General features: G+C 50.3%; 19 protein-coding genes. 3 read left to right on the forward strand and 16 right to left on the reverse strand.

The annotated features are described in order from the left end of the window. Window positions 1-158 precede the first annotated feature (158 nt). Window positions 159-947 (forward strand): IclR family transcriptional regulator, encoded by a 789-nt coding sequence (locus tag E1757_RS27460; protein WP_133234257.1) that lies wholly within the window; start codon window positions 159-161, stop codon window positions 945-947. Window positions 948-1,263: 316 nt separating this feature from the next. Here E1757_RS27460 and E1757_RS27465 read toward each other — a convergent pair whose 3' ends face one another. Continuing rightward, window positions 1,264-2,277, reverse strand: coding sequence for a hydroxyacid dehydrogenase (locus E1757_RS27465; protein WP_133234259.1), 1,014 nt, complete (start codon window positions 2,275-2,277; stop codon window positions 1,264-1,266). 333 nt (window positions 2,278-2,610) lie between these two features. Then, a complete protein-coding gene (locus tag E1757_RS27475) occupies window positions 2,611-3,417 on the reverse strand; it encodes an aspartate dehydrogenase (RefSeq protein WP_133234261.1) in 807 nt (268 codons plus the stop codon). A gap of 258 nt (window positions 3,418-3,675) precedes the next feature. Between E1757_RS27475 and E1757_RS27480 the strand changes: the two genes are divergently transcribed. Beyond that, window positions 3,676-4,011 carry a 2Fe-2S iron-sulfur cluster-binding protein gene (locus E1757_RS27480; protein ID WP_133234263.1) on the forward strand — a complete coding sequence of 112 codons (336 nt, stop codon included), beginning with the start codon at window positions 3,676-3,678 and terminating at the stop codon, window positions 4,009-4,011. 248 nt (window positions 4,012-4,259) lie between these two features. Here E1757_RS27480 and E1757_RS27485 read toward each other — a convergent pair whose 3' ends face one another. The 11 genes from E1757_RS27485 to E1757_RS27535 all read right to left on the reverse strand — a co-directional run bounded on the left by E1757_RS27485 (window position 4,260) and on the right by E1757_RS27535 (window position 12,608). Next, window positions 4,260-4,556 carry a hypothetical protein gene (locus tag E1757_RS27485; protein ID WP_133234265.1) on the reverse strand — a complete coding sequence of 99 codons (297 nt, stop codon included), beginning with the start codon at window positions 4,554-4,556 and terminating at the stop codon, window positions 4,260-4,262. A gap of 47 nt (window positions 4,557-4,603) precedes the next feature. Continuing rightward, a complete protein-coding gene (locus tag E1757_RS27490) occupies window positions 4,604-5,077 on the reverse strand; it encodes a RidA family protein (protein ID WP_246079566.1) in 474 nt (157 codons plus the stop codon). Between the two features lie 16 nt (window positions 5,078-5,093). Beyond that, complete coding sequence (locus E1757_RS27495; protein ID WP_133234267.1) at window positions 5,094-5,384, reverse strand: 2Fe-2S iron-sulfur cluster-binding protein; 291 nt, start codon at window positions 5,382-5,384, stop codon at window positions 5,094-5,096. Window positions 5,385-5,419: 35 nt separating this feature from the next. Next, window positions 5,420-6,091: a GntR family transcriptional regulator gene (locus tag E1757_RS27500; RefSeq protein ID WP_133234269.1), complete on the reverse strand. Its 672-nt coding sequence runs from the start codon at window positions 6,089-6,091 to the stop codon at window positions 5,420-5,422. A gap of 99 nt (window positions 6,092-6,190) precedes the next feature. Next, window positions 6,191-6,721 (reverse strand): chromate transporter, encoded by a 531-nt coding sequence (locus E1757_RS27505; RefSeq protein ID WP_133234271.1) that lies wholly within the window; start codon window positions 6,719-6,721, stop codon window positions 6,191-6,193. Then, the gene (locus tag E1757_RS27510; protein WP_133234273.1) at window positions 6,718-7,305 is read right to left on the reverse strand and encodes a chromate transporter; all 588 of its coding nucleotides are present in this window, start codon (window positions 7,303-7,305) and stop codon (window positions 6,718-6,720) included. The genes E1757_RS27505 and E1757_RS27510 overlap by 4 nt, the downstream gene beginning before the upstream one ends. A 61-nt stretch (window positions 7,306-7,366) precedes the next feature. Further along, window positions 7,367-7,840 (reverse strand): GlcG/HbpS family heme-binding protein, encoded by a 474-nt coding sequence (locus E1757_RS27515; protein ID WP_133234275.1) that lies wholly within the window; start codon window positions 7,838-7,840, stop codon window positions 7,367-7,369. 80 nt (window positions 7,841-7,920) lie between these two features. Beyond that, window positions 7,921-9,399, reverse strand: a complete 1,479-nt coding sequence (locus E1757_RS27520) for an aldehyde dehydrogenase family protein (RefSeq protein WP_133234277.1) — start codon at window positions 9,397-9,399, stop codon at window positions 7,921-7,923. A 183-nt stretch (window positions 9,400-9,582) separates the two neighbouring features. Beyond that, entirely contained in the window at window positions 9,583-10,293 is a 711-nt protein-coding gene (locus E1757_RS27525) for an iron-containing redox enzyme family protein (RefSeq protein ID WP_133234279.1), read from the reverse strand. Between the two features lie 162 nt (window positions 10,294-10,455). Continuing rightward, the gene (locus E1757_RS27530) at window positions 10,456-11,859 is read right to left on the reverse strand and encodes a hypothetical protein (protein ID WP_133234281.1); all 1,404 of its coding nucleotides are present in this window, start codon (window positions 11,857-11,859) and stop codon (window positions 10,456-10,458) included. A 2-nt stretch (window positions 11,860-11,861) separates the two neighbouring features. Continuing rightward, entirely contained in the window at window positions 11,862-12,608 is a 747-nt protein-coding gene (locus tag E1757_RS27535; RefSeq protein WP_133234283.1) for a creatininase family protein, read from the reverse strand. 153 nt (window positions 12,609-12,761) lie between these two features. Between E1757_RS27535 and yyaC the strand changes: the two genes are divergently transcribed. Beyond that, a complete protein-coding gene (yyaC, locus tag E1757_RS27540) occupies window positions 12,762-13,364 on the forward strand; it encodes a spore protease YyaC (protein WP_133234285.1) in 603 nt (200 codons plus the stop codon). Window positions 13,365-13,374: 10 nt separating this feature from the next. On the opposite strand, the gene E1757_RS27545 is transcribed toward yyaC, so the two are convergent. The 3 genes from E1757_RS27545 to E1757_RS27555 form a co-directional block, all read right to left on the reverse strand. Further along, a complete protein-coding gene (locus E1757_RS27545) occupies window positions 13,375-14,829 on the reverse strand; it encodes a hypothetical protein (protein WP_133234287.1) in 1,455 nt (484 codons plus the stop codon). 435 nt (window positions 14,830-15,264) lie between these two features. Beyond that, window positions 15,265-16,146: an ABC transporter permease gene (locus E1757_RS27550; protein WP_133234289.1), complete on the reverse strand. Its 882-nt coding sequence runs from the start codon at window positions 16,144-16,146 to the stop codon at window positions 15,265-15,267. Continuing rightward, the gene (locus E1757_RS27555; protein ID WP_133234291.1) at window positions 16,127-16,906 is read right to left on the reverse strand and encodes an ABC transporter ATP-binding protein; all 780 of its coding nucleotides are present in this window, start codon (window positions 16,904-16,906) and stop codon (window positions 16,127-16,129) included. The genes E1757_RS27550 and E1757_RS27555 overlap by 20 nt, the downstream gene beginning before the upstream one ends.

The following is a 16,906-nucleotide window of genomic DNA, read 5'->3' on the forward strand; positions in this document are numbered from 1 at the left end:
CTTTCAGCTCATCTAGTGAGTAATTCAACTCATTCACATTTCATACAATATCATACATAATTAAATATAGTCAATTTGATTTTTTAGAAAAAATGAGTAGTTGAACTCAAAATCATCTTACTGTATAATCTTTTTCAAAGCTCATCAGGAGGTAAGCTATGCGACAAATTAATATGGAATCCAATCGATCGATCGACAGAGCCTTTGACGTACTTCAGGTTTTTACTATAGAACGACCTTCATTAACTAAAGAAGAAATATCTAAATTAACTGACATTCCGGTTTCCACGGTTTATCGAATTCTCTATACGTTGGAACGCCGCAGCCTTGTCCGATTCGATCCGGATACTCTGTGTTATAGCCCTGGCTTTCGATTGATCGAATTCGGCTCGCTCATCTCTTCAATATTAGACGTGCATAGGGAAGCGGAAAGTTTCTTAAATGATCTTCATGTTCAAACAAGACAAACCGTTCTCATGGCTATAAGCGATGGGGATCAGATTCTTTACGTCTTTAACAAGGAAAATTACGATGGTTTAAAATTTTCTTCCCATGTCGGTCAGCGGCGCCCCTACATTTATGGAATTTTGGGGCCTGTGCTTCTTTCCTATCTTCCTAATAAGCAGATCGAACGCATACTGGAAATACCTGTGCCAAAGCATACTCCTTATACGACTACTGATCCCGACTTGATCCGCAAACGCTTGCAGCTGATCAAAGACAACGGGTTTTATATCGAATCTGATGAAACCAATATTGGCGTGACTGGTATCGGGGCTCCTGTATTCGATGTCAGAAAAGAGGTTATCGCGGCTGTAGGAGTGATTGGTCCCTCTGTGCAGCTAGTGGGCGAAGTGCTGGAACAGGCCAAAGTGGCACTACTGACGGCTACACAAGGTATATCCTCAAAAATGGGTTATCCTGGGAAACTTCATTCAACTTTTTAACTATTCCAGCAGACAAATGGAACCGTGTTTGGCAGCACGAGCGGCGATTGCTCAGCTATACGTTTGACCAAGCTAATCGGAAATGGGATCAAGTTCTTATCATTTGTTTTTGACAAGAACTTGATCCCATAAAAAAAGGAGCTGTCCCACAAGGGTATAGGCAAAGCCGCCTCCAACGCCACTGTATCAGTGGGATGGAAGCGGCTTTTTACATGCAAATTCATATCGCATAGGTTAAAAATACGCCTGCATCCTAATTGTTTTTTAGCCGATACCTTGCCAATTTTACCTCTGGTGATTTTTTGTCGGCTTAACGTCAGGCTATCGTTTCCAGCATTTCCGGCGTCACTTCAAAGCGCAGCGCTTGTCCGGACAAGTAGCGCTCGCATTCCTCGGCCATATACTGTCCCATGCGAAATATTTCCATACTCATGCTGCCGGCGATATGGGGGGTGACGATAACATTCTCCAGCTGCAAAAAGGGACTGTCCGCAAGCACCGGCTCGGGATTCGTAACATCGAGCAGCGCGGTCCGCGTCGGCACCTCGCGCAGCGCCTTGATCAAATCGTCTTCCACGACCTGTGCGCCGCGTCCGGTATTAATAAACGTTGCGTTCGGCTTCATCAGGTCAAAATGCTGCTTGTTCAATATGCCGACGGTCGCAGGCAGATTGGCCAAATGATTGGAAATCGTATCGCAATTCGTGAAAATATCAATTAAATCGGTTTTGCGAACGTTGAGCTCCGCCGCTTTGGCATCCGGGAGAAACGGGTCGAAGACGTCGATCGTCACCTTGTTCCTGCTCAGCGTCTCAATAACGCCTCTGCCGATCATGCCCGCTCCGAGAATGCCGATCCGCGCTCCGTAGTTGCCCGGATACGACTTCGTTATTTGCTGCGCTTCGCGATATTCCCCGGATTGCTTGTAATGTCGGGCCGCCCGGTAAAATCCTTTATTCGCCAGCAAAATTTGCGCCGCCGTAAACTCGATGACCGGAATCGCGTTCGCGGCCCAAGCGCTGATTACCGATACTTGGCGGGCCATAAACGGCCGGGCAAACCGCTGAACGGAGCCTGCCGCATAAAAAACGATTTTCAAATTTGGCAAATATCGCTGCAGTTCTTCCTCCGAGAACGCCGTGATGCCCCATGTGGAAAAAGCAATCTCCGCATCCTGAATCCGATCCGCATGAAGTCCGGCATTTTCCCTGTTTATGTAGTCGGGATACAAATCCACCTTCGCCGTCAAGCTTGCGCGCACATCCACATCGTAAGCGTTGTCTATCGCGGGACTGCCGCTTTCCGCCAAAAATATGGCCTTCGCCTTCATTCTGCTGCCTCCAATCCTAATGTTCAACTTCGAATAACATTAATTATAGCAGCACATGCTGCAAGCGTATACAGCTTTTGGAGTTGATGGTGGCAGCCGCTGCGTACGGCACGACGGGGCCGGATTCAAGCTCCGGCAATGCGGCTGGAAGCGGAACGGGCGCCTGACGCGAAGGCTGCCGCAACGGCGCCGAAGGAGCTTGTGCTCAAACATCTACTGGTGAAACGAAGGTCAAAACCAATCCGAAAAAAGGCGTTGCCTTCGATTTCGGCGTTCTGGATTCATTGGACCGGCTCTGCCTGGAGTCGGCGGGCGGCAGTAGCGCCGTCAGATTTAAATTCCGATTACAAACGATGAAGTCATATCCCGCAATGTCTTCGTCACGCTCATGGCGACGATGTATCCGGTCTTCGGATTTCGCGATGACGGCGTGTTTTGAATTTGCAGTCTGATTTGTCCGAATTTGCCTCTCGCTTCGATCTCATGCGTATTGTGGCTAATATGAGGGTCGACATATACTTTCACCTTCGTTTGGTCGAATCCGACGCCTGCAAGGCTCAATGCCGCAGAGACGTTGACGCTCTCCGGGAACAACCGCGCAGAATCGCGGGCAACGCCCTCGAAGGCGCAGTACGGCTCGGTTAATTCGTCCAAATTGATCTGCCGCTCCACCAGAGTACCGTACCAGGCTTTGGTCGGCTTTCTTGTAATCAGCGTCACTTCCTCCATCGGTCCCAGGCTGCCTGCGGCGATTCGGTCCAAGCCACCTATCGCGGCGGAAGGAATGATGATCTTTCTGCCGCACCGGGCGGCCGTTCCTTTCAACAGCTGCAGCAGCGCTTCATCGGCAAACGCGCCGACGCTCACTACAAGGAGATCTGCGCCGTGCAGCAGCGCTTTTTCCCCGTATTTTCTAACCGCTTCATGTCCGGCACACTCTACGACAATATCCGGAGACTGATTGAATAACTCGTCTTCATTATCCGTTATCACATACGCCTCAGAGCGTAAACCGTCAAATTTGGACTTGTCCCGCACAAGAATCGCCGTTAACTGAATTAGCCCCGCTTCACCTTGAAGTATCGACCGGACTACATCCTCGCCAATAGTTCCATACCCGATAATACCGACTTTTCGCATAAGCCCTCCTGCAAGTTAGTTTATAAAGATACATATATTTATCCGATTACGACTTTATCGGGTTAAGACCCCCGCCTCCAAGGTGGGCCTTGAATCAGGTGGGGCAGAGTCCCTATCTGATTCCCCTATGTTCAGCAAAGCTGAACGAGTTCACTTGTTCAGCCTCTATGTCTATCATATCAAAAATATTGTATTTGGTATACCAAAAACCATAACATTATGTTATAATGGGCTTATACCGAAGGGGAGGGATAACTTGTGCCAACTGTGACTTTTCAAACATCCGGCAAGGCTATCGAGGTGGATAAAGATGCCAATCTTCTTAGAACGTCCATCCGATATGAGGGAGCCGTTCCCTTCAAGTGCGGCGGAGGTCTTTGCGGAACGTGCCGCGTGCAGATTGTGGACGGACACGAAAATCTCAGCAAAGTAATGAAGAAGGAAATCGACCGGCTCGGGCAGGAGCGGATCGATCATGGCTATCGACTTGCTTGCCAGACGTTTGTGACCGGCGATATCACCGTTTCCTGGGGCGAAGAGGATGTCAATCGTTTGAACAAAATCGCTCAAAGACGGATCAACGCAGCCCAATAAACAACTTACCCAGGTCGAACCGTTGGACAGAGCCCGGATGCATTTCATTCAGGCTCTTTTGCATGCCGCAGCGCAGCCCCCAAGACGGCGCATAGTTCCCCGAAACACTTCAAAATTTGCCGGCGGCTTGACTTGATTGCAGCGGGCCGCAATCCAATTGAGCTCCCCGCCCTCCTGCGGCCATACATCCGCGCATAGCAAAAAGGCGCAAGCTGATTGGCGAGCCTGCGCCTATTGTTTCTTCATCCTTACACCTTTACAATTTTGCTGTCTTTGTCCTGATCCAGCTCGTAAATTTCCTTCTCGATCTCGGCCGTCGTTTCGAATTTCGGAAATACCTTCAACGGGATGCTGTTGTCCGGAAACACTTCGGATACGCCCTGGATGACGATTCGGGTCACCGGATTTTTAATTTTGCAAATCGAGAAAGTCGTCTTTTTTTTGCCGAAAAAATAATATTCATATTCCGCCACTGTGTCCAGATCCGGATTGTCGGTAACCGTTTTATAACGCTCTGTCGTGGATACTAAAATATATTCGCTCATCTTCAAATACCTCCAGTTTATCGATTTAGTCAAGATGACTTCCGGTGCTATTCATAGCGGACGATCAATTCCACTTCTACGGCTGCGGCGCCGGGCAGTGCCGCTACGCCGATAGCGGACCGCGCATGGGCGCCTTTATCGCCGAATACTTCAACGAGCAGATCGGAAGCGCCGTTCAGCACATAAGGAAGCTCGTAAAAATCCGGAGCCGCGTGAATGAAGCCTTCCATTTTCACAATTCCGGTTACGCGGTCCAAATGTCCCAGCACCGTTTTCAGCGTCCCGAGCTGGTTAATAATGCACTGCCGCGCTGCCTGATAGCCTTCCTCTTTCGATAAATCCAACCCGACTTTTCCTTTATATTGCAGCACGCCGTTTACTTTGGGAGTCACGCCGCTCATATAAATGATCGGCGGCATCATCGTATAGGGGACATAATTGCCGCTCGGCTTGGGCAGAGACTCCAATCGAATGTCCAGTTCCTTCAGTCTGGCCTCAACTTGTCCTTGTATTTCCAACAAGAGTATCCCCTCCAGGCTATTCCTGACGAATTTCAATATCCTCCGTAATATACAATTGACATGCCAACCGGCAGCCGTCGCTCAATTTGTCGCCCAGCATTTTGTTTTCCTTCCAGTTCGGTTCGGAAAGCGCCTCCCCGCCGGAAAGAACGGTCACCATACATTTGGTGCATTTCCCCATCCCGCAACCGTACTTGAGATGAGGAAACGGAAATTTTTTAATCCCGGCCAATACAACTAAATTGCTGTTTGCCGCCACTTCCTGTTCGTAGACTTGTCCGTTTTGATGTAATTTTACGTTTGGCAAAGCAAACCCCCCTCCCGCAATTTAGCGTATAGTAGTTATTGTTTTTCCAATGCTTCCATATAAGCTTTTTTCGAATTTTCCAAATGGATTTTCGTTAAATTTTCCGCAAGATCGCCTTCGCCGTTAAGAACCGCCTGCGCCAATGCCCGGTGCTCCTCGGTCGCTTTGCGCATCCGCCCCGGAAGCTCGTAGCCGACGTGGGCGAACGCGCGGATATAGTCGGCCAGGCCGTCCAGCATCTGCTTCAATCTCGGGCTTTGCGCCGCGCGGAAAATGATTTCGTTAATCGAGAAATGGTATATCCTCTCCTGATCGAATACCGGTTGAGCCAGCGCCTGATCGATTTCCTCAATCATCCGCTTCAATTCTTCGCGATGCGACGGTTCGGCCTTCTGCGCAGCCATCTTCATCGCCAAGCTTTCCAGAGCGGCCAGTATCGTAAATATTTCGATAATCTCCTCCGGGGACAGCTTGGAGACAACTACGCCTTTACGCGGCAGCGTTTTGACAAATCCTTGCGATTCCAGACGGAACAAAGCTTCACGGATCGGAGTTCTGCTCACGTTTAATTGATCGGCCAGCTCGCGCTCGATAATGCGCTCGCCGGATTTATATACTCCTTGCACAATAGCTTGCTTGATATATTGGTAAACTTTGTCGCGGATAGGACTTAGTTCTTCATCTTTCCATACCGGTACGTCTGGCATCTGGTATACCTCCGAATGTCGTTTTCTCTTAGTGTAATCGAAATGCGATATACTGTAAAACAGTTTTCGGAGGCTTATATGCCGTTTATGCACGAGTCATTAATTTAAAAACAAAGCGCCATACAGCAATGCGGAGCCTACTACAATACCCGGATGAATTTTCAACTTCTCCAATGCGACTAAGCTGACCGCCGTAATAGCGGCTGTTTGCCAAATTCCGGCCGATTCATACGCGCCTGCGAAAAACTGGAACGCCAACGTTCCAAGCAGTACCGCAACAATCGGCCTTACGATTTGCGTCATGGCCGAAACTTGCGGCGCCGATTTGAAAAACTGGAGAAACTTGAACAATATGACCATGGCAATGGCGGTTGGAGCTATCGTCGCGATTAATGCGACAGCCGCTCCGGGGATTCCCGCGATCTGATAGCCGATATAACCGGCCAGCTTCGTTGCGATCGGGCTGGGCAGCGCATTGCCGAGCGCAAGCACGTCGCCGAACTGCTCCAAAGTCATCCAACCGTAATGGTCAACGACCTCCGCCTGCAGCAGCGGGATAATCGGCGGCCCGCCGCCGTAGCCTAAAATGTTAGGAATGAAAAATGCCCAAAAAATATGAAGGAACATCATGCTGATATACCCCTGTCAGAGCCGGCCTGCTTCTTCTTCCGTTTTTTCAACAGGTAGGTCGACTCGATAAATGCGTAAGCAAGCGCGATGCCGATCAGCAGCCCCGGATTCAGATTCAGCAGGACCAGAGCGATTAACGAAACGACGGTCCATCCGATCGTCCTGCTCTTGACCCAGCTTTTCCATGATTTCAGAAAAAATTCATAGGCCATTACCGCCATCATCACACCGATCACCGGCTGTACGCCGTGCGTCATGCCCCCTACGATGCCGGAATCCTTAAGCTTGTAAATGAGCCCGAGCAGCAGGATCATCGCTGCCAGGACAGGGATGACCATGGCCAGTATGGCGATAAAAGCGCCTATCGTACCTTTCACTTTATAGCCGATGTAACCGGCCATCTTCGTTGCGATCGGCCCCGGCAGCGCATTTCCCATGGCCAGCACGTCCGTGAACTCTTCGTCCGTCATCCAGTTGTACTTCTGCACCGCTTCCGCGTGTACGAGGGGAATCATGGTAGGTCCGCCGCCGTAACCCAATATGCCAATCCGAAAAAATCCGAGGAACAGATTCCAATACTCCATCTTTCCCTCTCCATTCCTGAAATCAAATCCTTCAAGCTTAGCCGCGGCTGTTAAGCCCGCATTACTTCTTAATATCCGCTTGAGTCATGACCTCGTATTCGTCGCCCAAATGAGCCTGCAGCGCCTTGAGCGCCGCCGTTCCGACAGCGGTGTCCTGCTCGCCGTTGCCGCCGCTGATCCCTACGCCGCCCACAACCTCGCCGTTGACCACGATCGGAAAGCCGCCTACGAAGATGGCGAACTTGCCGGGCAGCATCGCATGAATCCCGAATGCTTCGCCCGTCGTGGAGGCCGGTCCGCCCGGCTGGTTGAACAAGTGGGTGGACCGTTTGTGGCCGCTCGCCGTAAACGCCTTGGCTATGGCGATCTCCGGGCCGGTAATGCGTCCGCCGTTCATACGCTCGAGCGCGATCACATATCCGCCGTCGTCGACGATGCAAATCGATTCAAGCGCCTTTACTTCTTCCGCTGCGAGCTTCGCCGCTTCTACCATTAACTTCGCTTCTTCAAGCTCCAATTTCAATGCCGCTTTCATAGGCCGCCGTCTCCTTATTCCCTTATAATAAAGTCTTCTTAGAACCCGGTGAATCACTCTAATATTTATTCGTGTTCTACTTAATCGATGCTTTTCACGCCGTGGTATACGCTTTTAATTTGCGTGTAAAATTCAAGCGCTCCCCGTCCCGATTCGCGGTAAGTCGCGGTGCTGGACATTTTCACGCCGCCGAACGGCGCGTTGTAGGCATTGCCGGTTGTCGTACGGTTTACCTTGACCACACCGGCTTGAATGTTATTGATAAAATGCTGGACGCGGTTCGGATCCAACGTGCAGATCGCGGCCGACAAGCCAAATTCGACATCGTTGGCAATCCGCATCGCCTCCTGGAAGGACGCAACGCGGATGACCGAAATAACCGGTCCGAATATTTCCTCCTGCGCAATTCTCATGTCCGGCTTCACATTCGTGAATACAGCCGGTCGGACATAATAGCCTTTAGCATAATCGCCCTCGGTCAAATGCTCGCCGCCGTAAACGAGCTCGGCGCCTTCGTTTTTGCCGATTTCCACATACTCCAGTACGTTGTGCAATTGGCTGGCATTGGCCAACGGGCCGACCTCGACGCCTTTCTGCAAGCCGCTGCCGATACTCAGCAATTTCGTTTGGGCGACCAGCGCCTCGACGAACCGGTCATGCACGGCATCCATCACGATGACGCGGCTGGTGCCGGTGCAGGCTTGCCCCGTCAGCTCGAAGCCGCCTTTGATCGCAAGCTCGGCCGCCTGCTCGATATCGGCGTCTTCCATGACGAGCAGCGGATTTTTTCCGCCCAGCTCCAGCTGTACGCGTGTGGATAAGCGAACGGAACGGTTAATGTGCTCGCCGGCCCCGGTCGAGCCGGTAAACGTTACGGCTTTGACGGCCGGATGCGTGACGAGCGGAACTCCCGTTTTGGAAGCGGAGCCTGTAATGAAATTGATCACGCCGGCCGGCAAGCCTGCATCGTGAAGCGCCTGAACGAGCCGGAATGCGATTAGCGGCGTATCCGATGCCGGTTTGAACACGACGGTATTGCCGGCGGCTAAGGCCGGAGCGATTTTCCGAGCCGGAATGGACAGCGGAAAATTCCATGGGGTGATGACCGTAATAACGCCTAGCGGCTCTTTTTTCGTATATACAAACGTTGTCGGATCGTCGGAAGGCAGCGTTTCTCCGGCAATGTTCAAGCCTTCCGATGCATAGTAACGCAGCGTCTGCGCGGAACGCTTAACCTCCATCCGGCTGCTGCCGAGAGTCTTGCCCTCTTCGCGGGTCAGCTCTTCGGCATATTGCTCCAACCCGGCTTCCAGCAAATCGGCCGCTTTGTACAATAGTTCAGCCCGCTTGCTGGGAGAGGAATATCGCCACGATTGAAAGGCGCGTTCCGCAGCTTCGATCGCCTGCACGACATCTTCCTCGACGGAGGCCTGGAATCGTCCGACAATGTCCGAAGCGTCAGCCGGGTTCGTATTTTCGAATGTGGCCCCGCTTGCGGAATCCACCCATTGTCCGTCAACCAGATTTTTATAAGTCTGTACTGCTGTTTCGATCGCCATACGGATCCCCTTTCCTTACTGGAATGCAGGCAACTTGTTCCTGCTTATGGTCACTTCAATAATGCTGCGCTATTTAAACCAATACCCGAGAAACAAGTTATTCTCATTCTCGGGTATGTCGGGAACATGCTATTTCATAGATGCGTATTGATAAGTCCGGCATTCGGTTCGTTCCGATAAAAATTATTCCAGGCAAAATTCGCGGGAGATGGCTGCGATGTACATTCTGCGCATTTTCGTCGCTTCTTCGACGATTTCAATGCAGCGCTGCTGATCTTCCGGCGTTCTTGCATATTCCAGCACGATTTGATAGCCGCGTTCGCCGTGAATTTCATCGGATACGATGTGAAGGTCGAAAAATTCTACTTCCTCATCCGTAAAACCGTATTTCTCGCGAAGCGTAGGCGTTTGTTTGCGGTAAATGGCAGGCACTTGCGATTCAAGGCCTACAACAAGAGCGGCCGTTGCGAACAGGAAGTTTTCCTTGAAGGCCATCCGGTAGCACCAGGATTGAAGACCGATCGTTTCGGGCAGCAAATAATTCATCGATTCAACGCGTTCCCGGGTCGTTCCGCAAGCTTCGCCGAAGCGGATCAGCAGGTCGGTATGGCGGTCGCCGCCAAGCTCTTCCTCCCACATATTTTGCAGCAGAAAGTCTCTCGCATCCTCATGCGGACAATTTGCATAAATATAAGCCAAGTATTCGGCGAAAGGACCTACGTAAGCGTAATGCTGTTCAACCCAGCGAGCGAAATGTTCTTTCTTCAATTCTCCGTTCGCCCACATCAGCGTGAACGGAGCTTTGGCAACCGCATTTCCTTCAATAGCCTGCTCCAAAGCGCGACGGAACTCCTCTTTGTTCATTAACCGGGATTGTGTCATTGTTTCTGCCATTTTCAAAACACTCCTCTCAATTTTAAAAAACATATAGGATTGAAACACTTGCTCACTTTTTCGCGAACCGGACGATTTACAGTTCCGATTCTTATTGCGGTTTTTGGTATATTGTATACCAAAAACCTTATGCCTTTATTATTGCTTACATGGGCTTATCTGTCAACCTGCTTTTTTTAGAATGAGCAGAAGAACCATCGCCATCACCAGATAAGCAGCCGTATAAGGAACATTCCAATTGGACACCTTATAAGAGCTTTGACCTGAAAGTGCCGCCATCATACCCGCCGTCGCATTATAAGGGCCGACCATAAAAGCGGCTGCCGCTCCTGTCAGCATAGCGATTGCCGTCAGTCCGACCGAGATGCCCAACGCCTGCGGTTTAAGCGATTCCGCCGCCAAAGCGAGCGCAACCGCCGGATGCAGGCCGACAAATGCGAGCACCAGCGGAATAAGCGGGATCAATAGCAAAAACAGATCCGCTCCCACCATATCCTTCAAGGCCATAATCCCGCCATTAATGATGTGGCCGGCCCCGGAGGCTTGAATGGAGGAGATCATAAATCCGGCGCTCAAAAATACAAAAAACTGCTCTTTCATTCTTAAAAGATGGTCAGGCAGCAAAATTTTGCTCTCTTCAATAAAAAGCTTGCCTTTTCCGAGCAGCATCGACCATAAAAACGCAAACGGGATAACCGATACGGAGACAAGCAGCAAAAAGCTGGATCGCGTAAATGTTTCCAACAATAAAATTAAACCGTTAAATACAAGGATCGCGATAACAATTTGTACGGGATGACTGGCCTTCCGCTCTTCGGATTGCCGCTCCCCGGATTTAATCGAGTCTTGCCGGGCCGCAGCGATTTCGTCAATCGCAGCTTGTCCCAGCAGCTTTTGCCTGCGGTTTGCGATCCGTCGTCCCATGAAACTGTCCAGGGCAAGCCCAAGCAAGCTAAACGGAATTACAATCGGCAGTATCGAGCTCCATTGCACGCCTGTCATTTCCACAATGATCCCAACAATCGGAGCAACCGGCGTCCAAACGATCGGCATGCTGTAACCATGCGTAATAGCCCGGCTTATAAACCGCTCCTTCTGTTCGATCGGATACAAATCAAGCGAAGGTCGAATCGTGTGATACATCATCGGCAGCGTAGCCAAATTCATAAATGAGCTCAAAATGTACGACAATCCGGAAGTAATCGTATACAGCAGGCCGGAATGCTTGATTTTGCTTTGAATGATTTTTTGAATTCGAAGCGCATAGCCGCCCAGCTCAATCGGTATCGCAATAAGCGGAATCAACGCAAACAAGCTCAAAATGTTCAGCATATTTCCAAAGCCCCGGATATAGCTTTCCCATGGAGCGCCGCTTATGGCAAGCAAAATCATGCCTATGCACAAAAAGGCGGCGCCCATCCCTTTAACGAAACGTTTGACCGACCGGAACACGACCATAACAATAAGCAGGCTTACTGCCGATATGACCCATTGAAGCATTTCATTCGGGTGAAAAGCCGAAACGAGGTAAGCGGCAATAGCCGCCATAAACAAATACGGCTTCATTGTCAGATCACTTCTTTGACTGCTTTAGTTAAGCGCTCCAGGGCGGTTTCCACAATTTCTTTGCCGATGTCCTCGCTGGCTTTGGTCGCATCGCCGATACAGCCGTTGCGGGTCATTTCATCATAATAATAGAAGCCTTGCAGCGGATTGCCGGGTCGCAGCTTTTTCCAGCGGCCCTCCTGATAATCGGCCGCTTCCAGTTTGTCCGTGCGAACCAAATGAGGGGCGAGATACAGAGCCTCCGAAACCTCGCGGTCGCAGCTGTGCCCGTACAGCTTGGACTCGATCCTGCGGTCCATGACATCTTTGGCGGACGCCGTCGTTTTCGCATAATAAATGCGCACGTCGAGCTCGCCGGTCAGCATATCCGAGGCGACGCCAAGCGTGGACTGGTTGCCCCCATGCGAATTAAGAATAAGAAATTGCTTAATGCCGTGCTGCTTCAACGACTTGATCATGTCGCGAAGAATCGCGATTACCGTGGTCGGCTCCAAGGAAATCGTTCCCGGAAAATGGATATGATGCGGCGATACGCCCATATTAATAGCAGGAGTTAAAACAGCCTCGGGATACAACCGCTCCGTCAATCGCTTGCCCATTTCCTCGGCAAGGACGGCGTCGCAACTCTCGACCATATGCGGACCGTGCTGCTCGTGCGCTCCTAAAGGAATAATCGCGATTTTAACAGTTTTAAGCGCCTGTTCTACTTCAGGCCAAGTCATTTCAGTTAAAAAATAGGGGCTTGGCATCGTTTCACACTCCTTTTTCCTATAAATATGGTGTATTGTATACCATTAGAACATAAAGCTTTCACAATTGTTGCAGTTTCACTGTTTATTGTGCAGCTTGTTTTAGTTTACAATAAATAATGAGAACAGCAAGAGAGCAGGTGAATTATTTTGATGCACCATAAGCATTACCTGGATAAAAGGTCGGTGCCTTTTATTTCGGAGCTGTTAGTCAAACATTACTTGCAGCATCCGGGCTATACCGAGATCGTTGTCATCTGCATCGGTACGAACCGTTATTCCGGCGATTCATTGGGACCGCTGGTCGGCAGCCGGCTGTTCGAGCGGCTTGAAGGCAATCCGAATGTGCATATTTACGGAACGCTTGACAAGCCTGTCCACGCATTGAATCTGCAGAAGACGTTAACCGCCATTGCGGGTAAGCATAGCCGCGCCTATATAATTGCCGTCGACGCTTGTCTTGGACAATATTATAAAATCGGCACGCTACAGCTTGTGGAAGAGCCTTTGCAGCCCGGAGCCAGTCTGAACAAGCAGCTTCCCCCTATCGGCCACATTCATATCAAAGGGATTATTAACAACTACGGTCCGTTGAACCATAAAGTGCTGGAGCATACAAGCCTGACGTTCGTTCAGGAAATGTCGGCCGTTATTAGCCGCATTCTGGTTAAATCATGTCAGGATATCATTCCCCGGCTTGCGTCGAAGCAGCTGCCGGGCGGGCAAGTACCCAGCCGGCTTCCGGCAGGGAATTGAGTTTAAATCGTTACCACATAAGCACAGCTATGACCGTAGCGACGGAAAGTCCAACAATAACGGGCAAGAAATTTCTGCGCGCCAAATCTATGGCCGATACACCGGCGAATCCGGCGACGGCCACCAAGGAAGACCATGCGATGATCGTGCCGCCTCCCGACCAGATAGCCCCCATCTGACCGATTGCGGCCAAGGCTGAAGGATCCATATTGACTGCCGGCCCCATGACTCCGGAAAGAGATCCGGTCAACGGCAATCCGGAAAATCCGGAACCGTCCAGTCCGGTAACGATTCCGATGATAAGAATACTGAAGGCAGTTATAAATCCGTTAGATGGAATCGCATGCTGTACGGAAGCAACCAGATCGAACAGAAATCCCGGCGCTTTTACTCCTTCGCCCAGTGACAAAATGCTTCCCGAAAAATCGGCGTTGCCCAGGAAGAAAAAGCCTGCAATCGGAATGACCGGCCCCATCGCTTTGAAAGCAAATACAAAGCCTTCCGTAAGATGGTCGCTAATCTTGTCCAACGCGCCGATTTTCGAGAACACGGTACAGGCAAGAATGAGCAAAATAACGGCTACCCCCCCGATAAATGCAGCGCCGTCGCCGCCTTCAAAGCCGCCCATACCGGATCCGAATTTACTGGCGATCATAACAATCATGACGGCAAGCATGGACAACGGTACCAAAACCGAAAACAGCTTGGACCATTTGTTTACGGAAGGATTGAGCGTCTCTACAGCTGCGGCGGCTTCGGCATACTCCACCATTGCTGCATCCGATGCGGCTTGCTTATGCATAGCTGCATCTTCCTGGTTGGAGGCAACAGGCTTGCGGATTTCTTTCCGGTTCAGCATATAAGCTCCACCAATCGAAATAACGCCGGTAATTAAAGACAGCACCAACGCTTTGTCCGCAACAGACGCAGTTGATACGCCCGCTCCTTTGGCGCTCAACATAGGAGCTACCTGCATGACATAGTCCGAAGACAGTGCCAGTCCTTGTCCGGCAAGCGCGATGGCCATTGCAGCTCCCATAGCGGGAAGTCCTGCGCGGATTGCAGCCGGGATCAAGAGCGCACCGATCAGCGGGACTGCAGGGGTCGGCCAGAAGAAAAGCGAGATAACAAATGTAATGAGCGCCAGCACGAAAAATGCGACATGTCCGTTTACCATCAGCTTTTGGATGGGCTGAATCATCCTCCGATCCGCGCCAATATCGCGCAATGAAGCTAACAGTGCAACCATAAACGTAATGATCAGGAAAATCGTAAACAGTTCCTTGGCCGCAGTAAGATTGGCGTTATAAATGGCCTTAAACCCGCTTATTACATCCCCCTTATAGATCCATCCGACTAAAAAAGTGCCGATTAAAGTCGGAATGACAACACCACGTCGAAACAACATTACAACAATAATAACCAATGTAAGAAAAGCGTACGTAAGATGTGATGCTGTAATCATTCGCTAATCCCTGCCTTCTTCAATTAATGTACTTCAAGGCGATTGTAGCACATTTTCTTGAGCGAAAATAGTCTTTTTTGGCATTTGGTATACAATTTTCGCGAAAAACTTTTTCTTTCTGTTCCGTTTTCCCTAAAGTTATCCATTTTCATGTCAATGAATATAACATCATCGCTTGGTGGCAACATACGAATCGCTGGCTGTCCACATGCTTCCAGATGTTTCCTTTGTTTTGCCGGCACCACTCCTTCATAAGCCGGTTTAGTTTAAAGCTGACTGAAAGCGATTACATTTTCAGTACAATTATATTATCACATTTTGTCGATCGTGTGTAGGTTTATTGTATATTGTATACATTATATTTTTTTAATCATTCATCCGTTCAAAAGCAAACCCGGTTCACCTCAACAGGAATAAACCGGGCTATAATGCGGTTTAATTTTCAAAATGATACTTTTTCTTGGCTATACGTCCTACCGCGTTGACCAATCCGTACAATACGATCGACAAAACGGCTAGCATCGCAATGCTGACCATCACCATATTCATTTGAAACACTTGACCGCCATAGATGATTAAATAACCGAGACCCGCCTTGGACGATAAAAATTCTCCCATGATGACCCCGACCAGCGTCAAGCCGACATTCACTTTGAGCGTAGCGATAAAATTGGGGATACTCGCGGGCAGCAGCACCATCCGCAGCATTTGCCCTTTCGTGGCGCCGAACGACTCCATTAATTTGAGCTTCGTTTTGCTGATTTCCTTAAATCCGCTTTCGATCATAATAATCGTAACGATGACGGATATCGCCATCGCCATCCCGTAAATCGAGTACCGGTCTCCAAGCCAAATATAAAAGATCGGACCGAGCGCCACCTTGGGCAGCGCGTTTAGGACGACCATATAAGGCTCCAATACTTTCGAGGCGAACGTCGACCACCAGAACATTATAGCTACAGCCGTGCCGAGCAGCATGGAGACAACAATGCCGATCAGCGTCTCCAACGCGGTTGTCCATGTATGTGCGAACAAGCTGCCTTGAAATGCAAGCTCCTGAAACGACGAAACGAGCTGCGACGGCCTGCTGGTCAGCATCGGGTCGACCCATTTCAAAGCGGCCGCCAGCTCCCACAGACCAAGAAAAGCGACAAACAGCAGCAATTGCGATACCCGGACCATTTGCAGCTTGCGTTTCTCAACCTTCAAATATTCGGCGTATTGCGGCGACGTTGTTTGTTCATAAGCCAGTGTGACCGACTGCCCCTTGCGGGGCTCCGCGGCAACGGACGAGTCTCTAACCGGCAGTGACGACATGACCTTCCAGCTCCCTCCATATGTGGTTAAAGTAATCGTTATAACGGCTTGCTTCGCGTTTTTTCCAAGGGGACAGCCCCGTTCCTTCGTCCAGCTCGATCTTGTAGACCGAAGATATCGTACTCGGTCTTTTCGACATCACCAACACCCGGTCCGCCATACTGATCGCCTCGGAAATATCGTGAGTGACCAGAATAGCCGTCTTGCCCTGGTCTTTAATGATGCTGAAAATTTCATCCGCCAATGTCAAGCGGGTTTGGTAATCCAAAGCGGAGAACGGCTCGTCGAGCAGCAATATATCCGGCTCCGTCACCAAGGTTCGGATTAAGGCAACCCGCTGCCGCATGCCGCCGGAAAGCTGCGCCGGGCTGTGATGCGCAAAGCCGCCCAAGCCGTAGCGCTCCATCAGCTCCATCGCCTTCCGTTCCGCCTGCCGCAAATCCATCTTGCGTATTTCCGCCCCGACCAGCAAATTGCTTAATATATCCCGCCATTCAAACAGATGATCGTGCTGCAGCATGTATCCGACCTTGGGCGAAGTGCCCGATACCTGCTGTCCGTCGATCAGCACCGTGCCCTTCGTCGGCTTATACATGCCGGAAATTAATGAAAGCATCGTACTTTTACCGCAGCCGCTCGGACCAACGATACTGATGAATTCGCCTGCCGCGATCGACATATTGATGTCGCGTATCGCTTCAGTCTCCTGCTTCAACGTGAAATAGCTTAAACAGACATCATGCAATTCGATTTGCGCCAC

Origin of the sequence: Paenibacillus piri, from assembly GCF_004354045.1 — a bacterium.
GTDB classification, from domain to species: domain Bacteria; phylum Bacillota; class Bacilli; order Paenibacillales; family NBRC-103111; genus Paenibacillus_S; species Paenibacillus_S piri.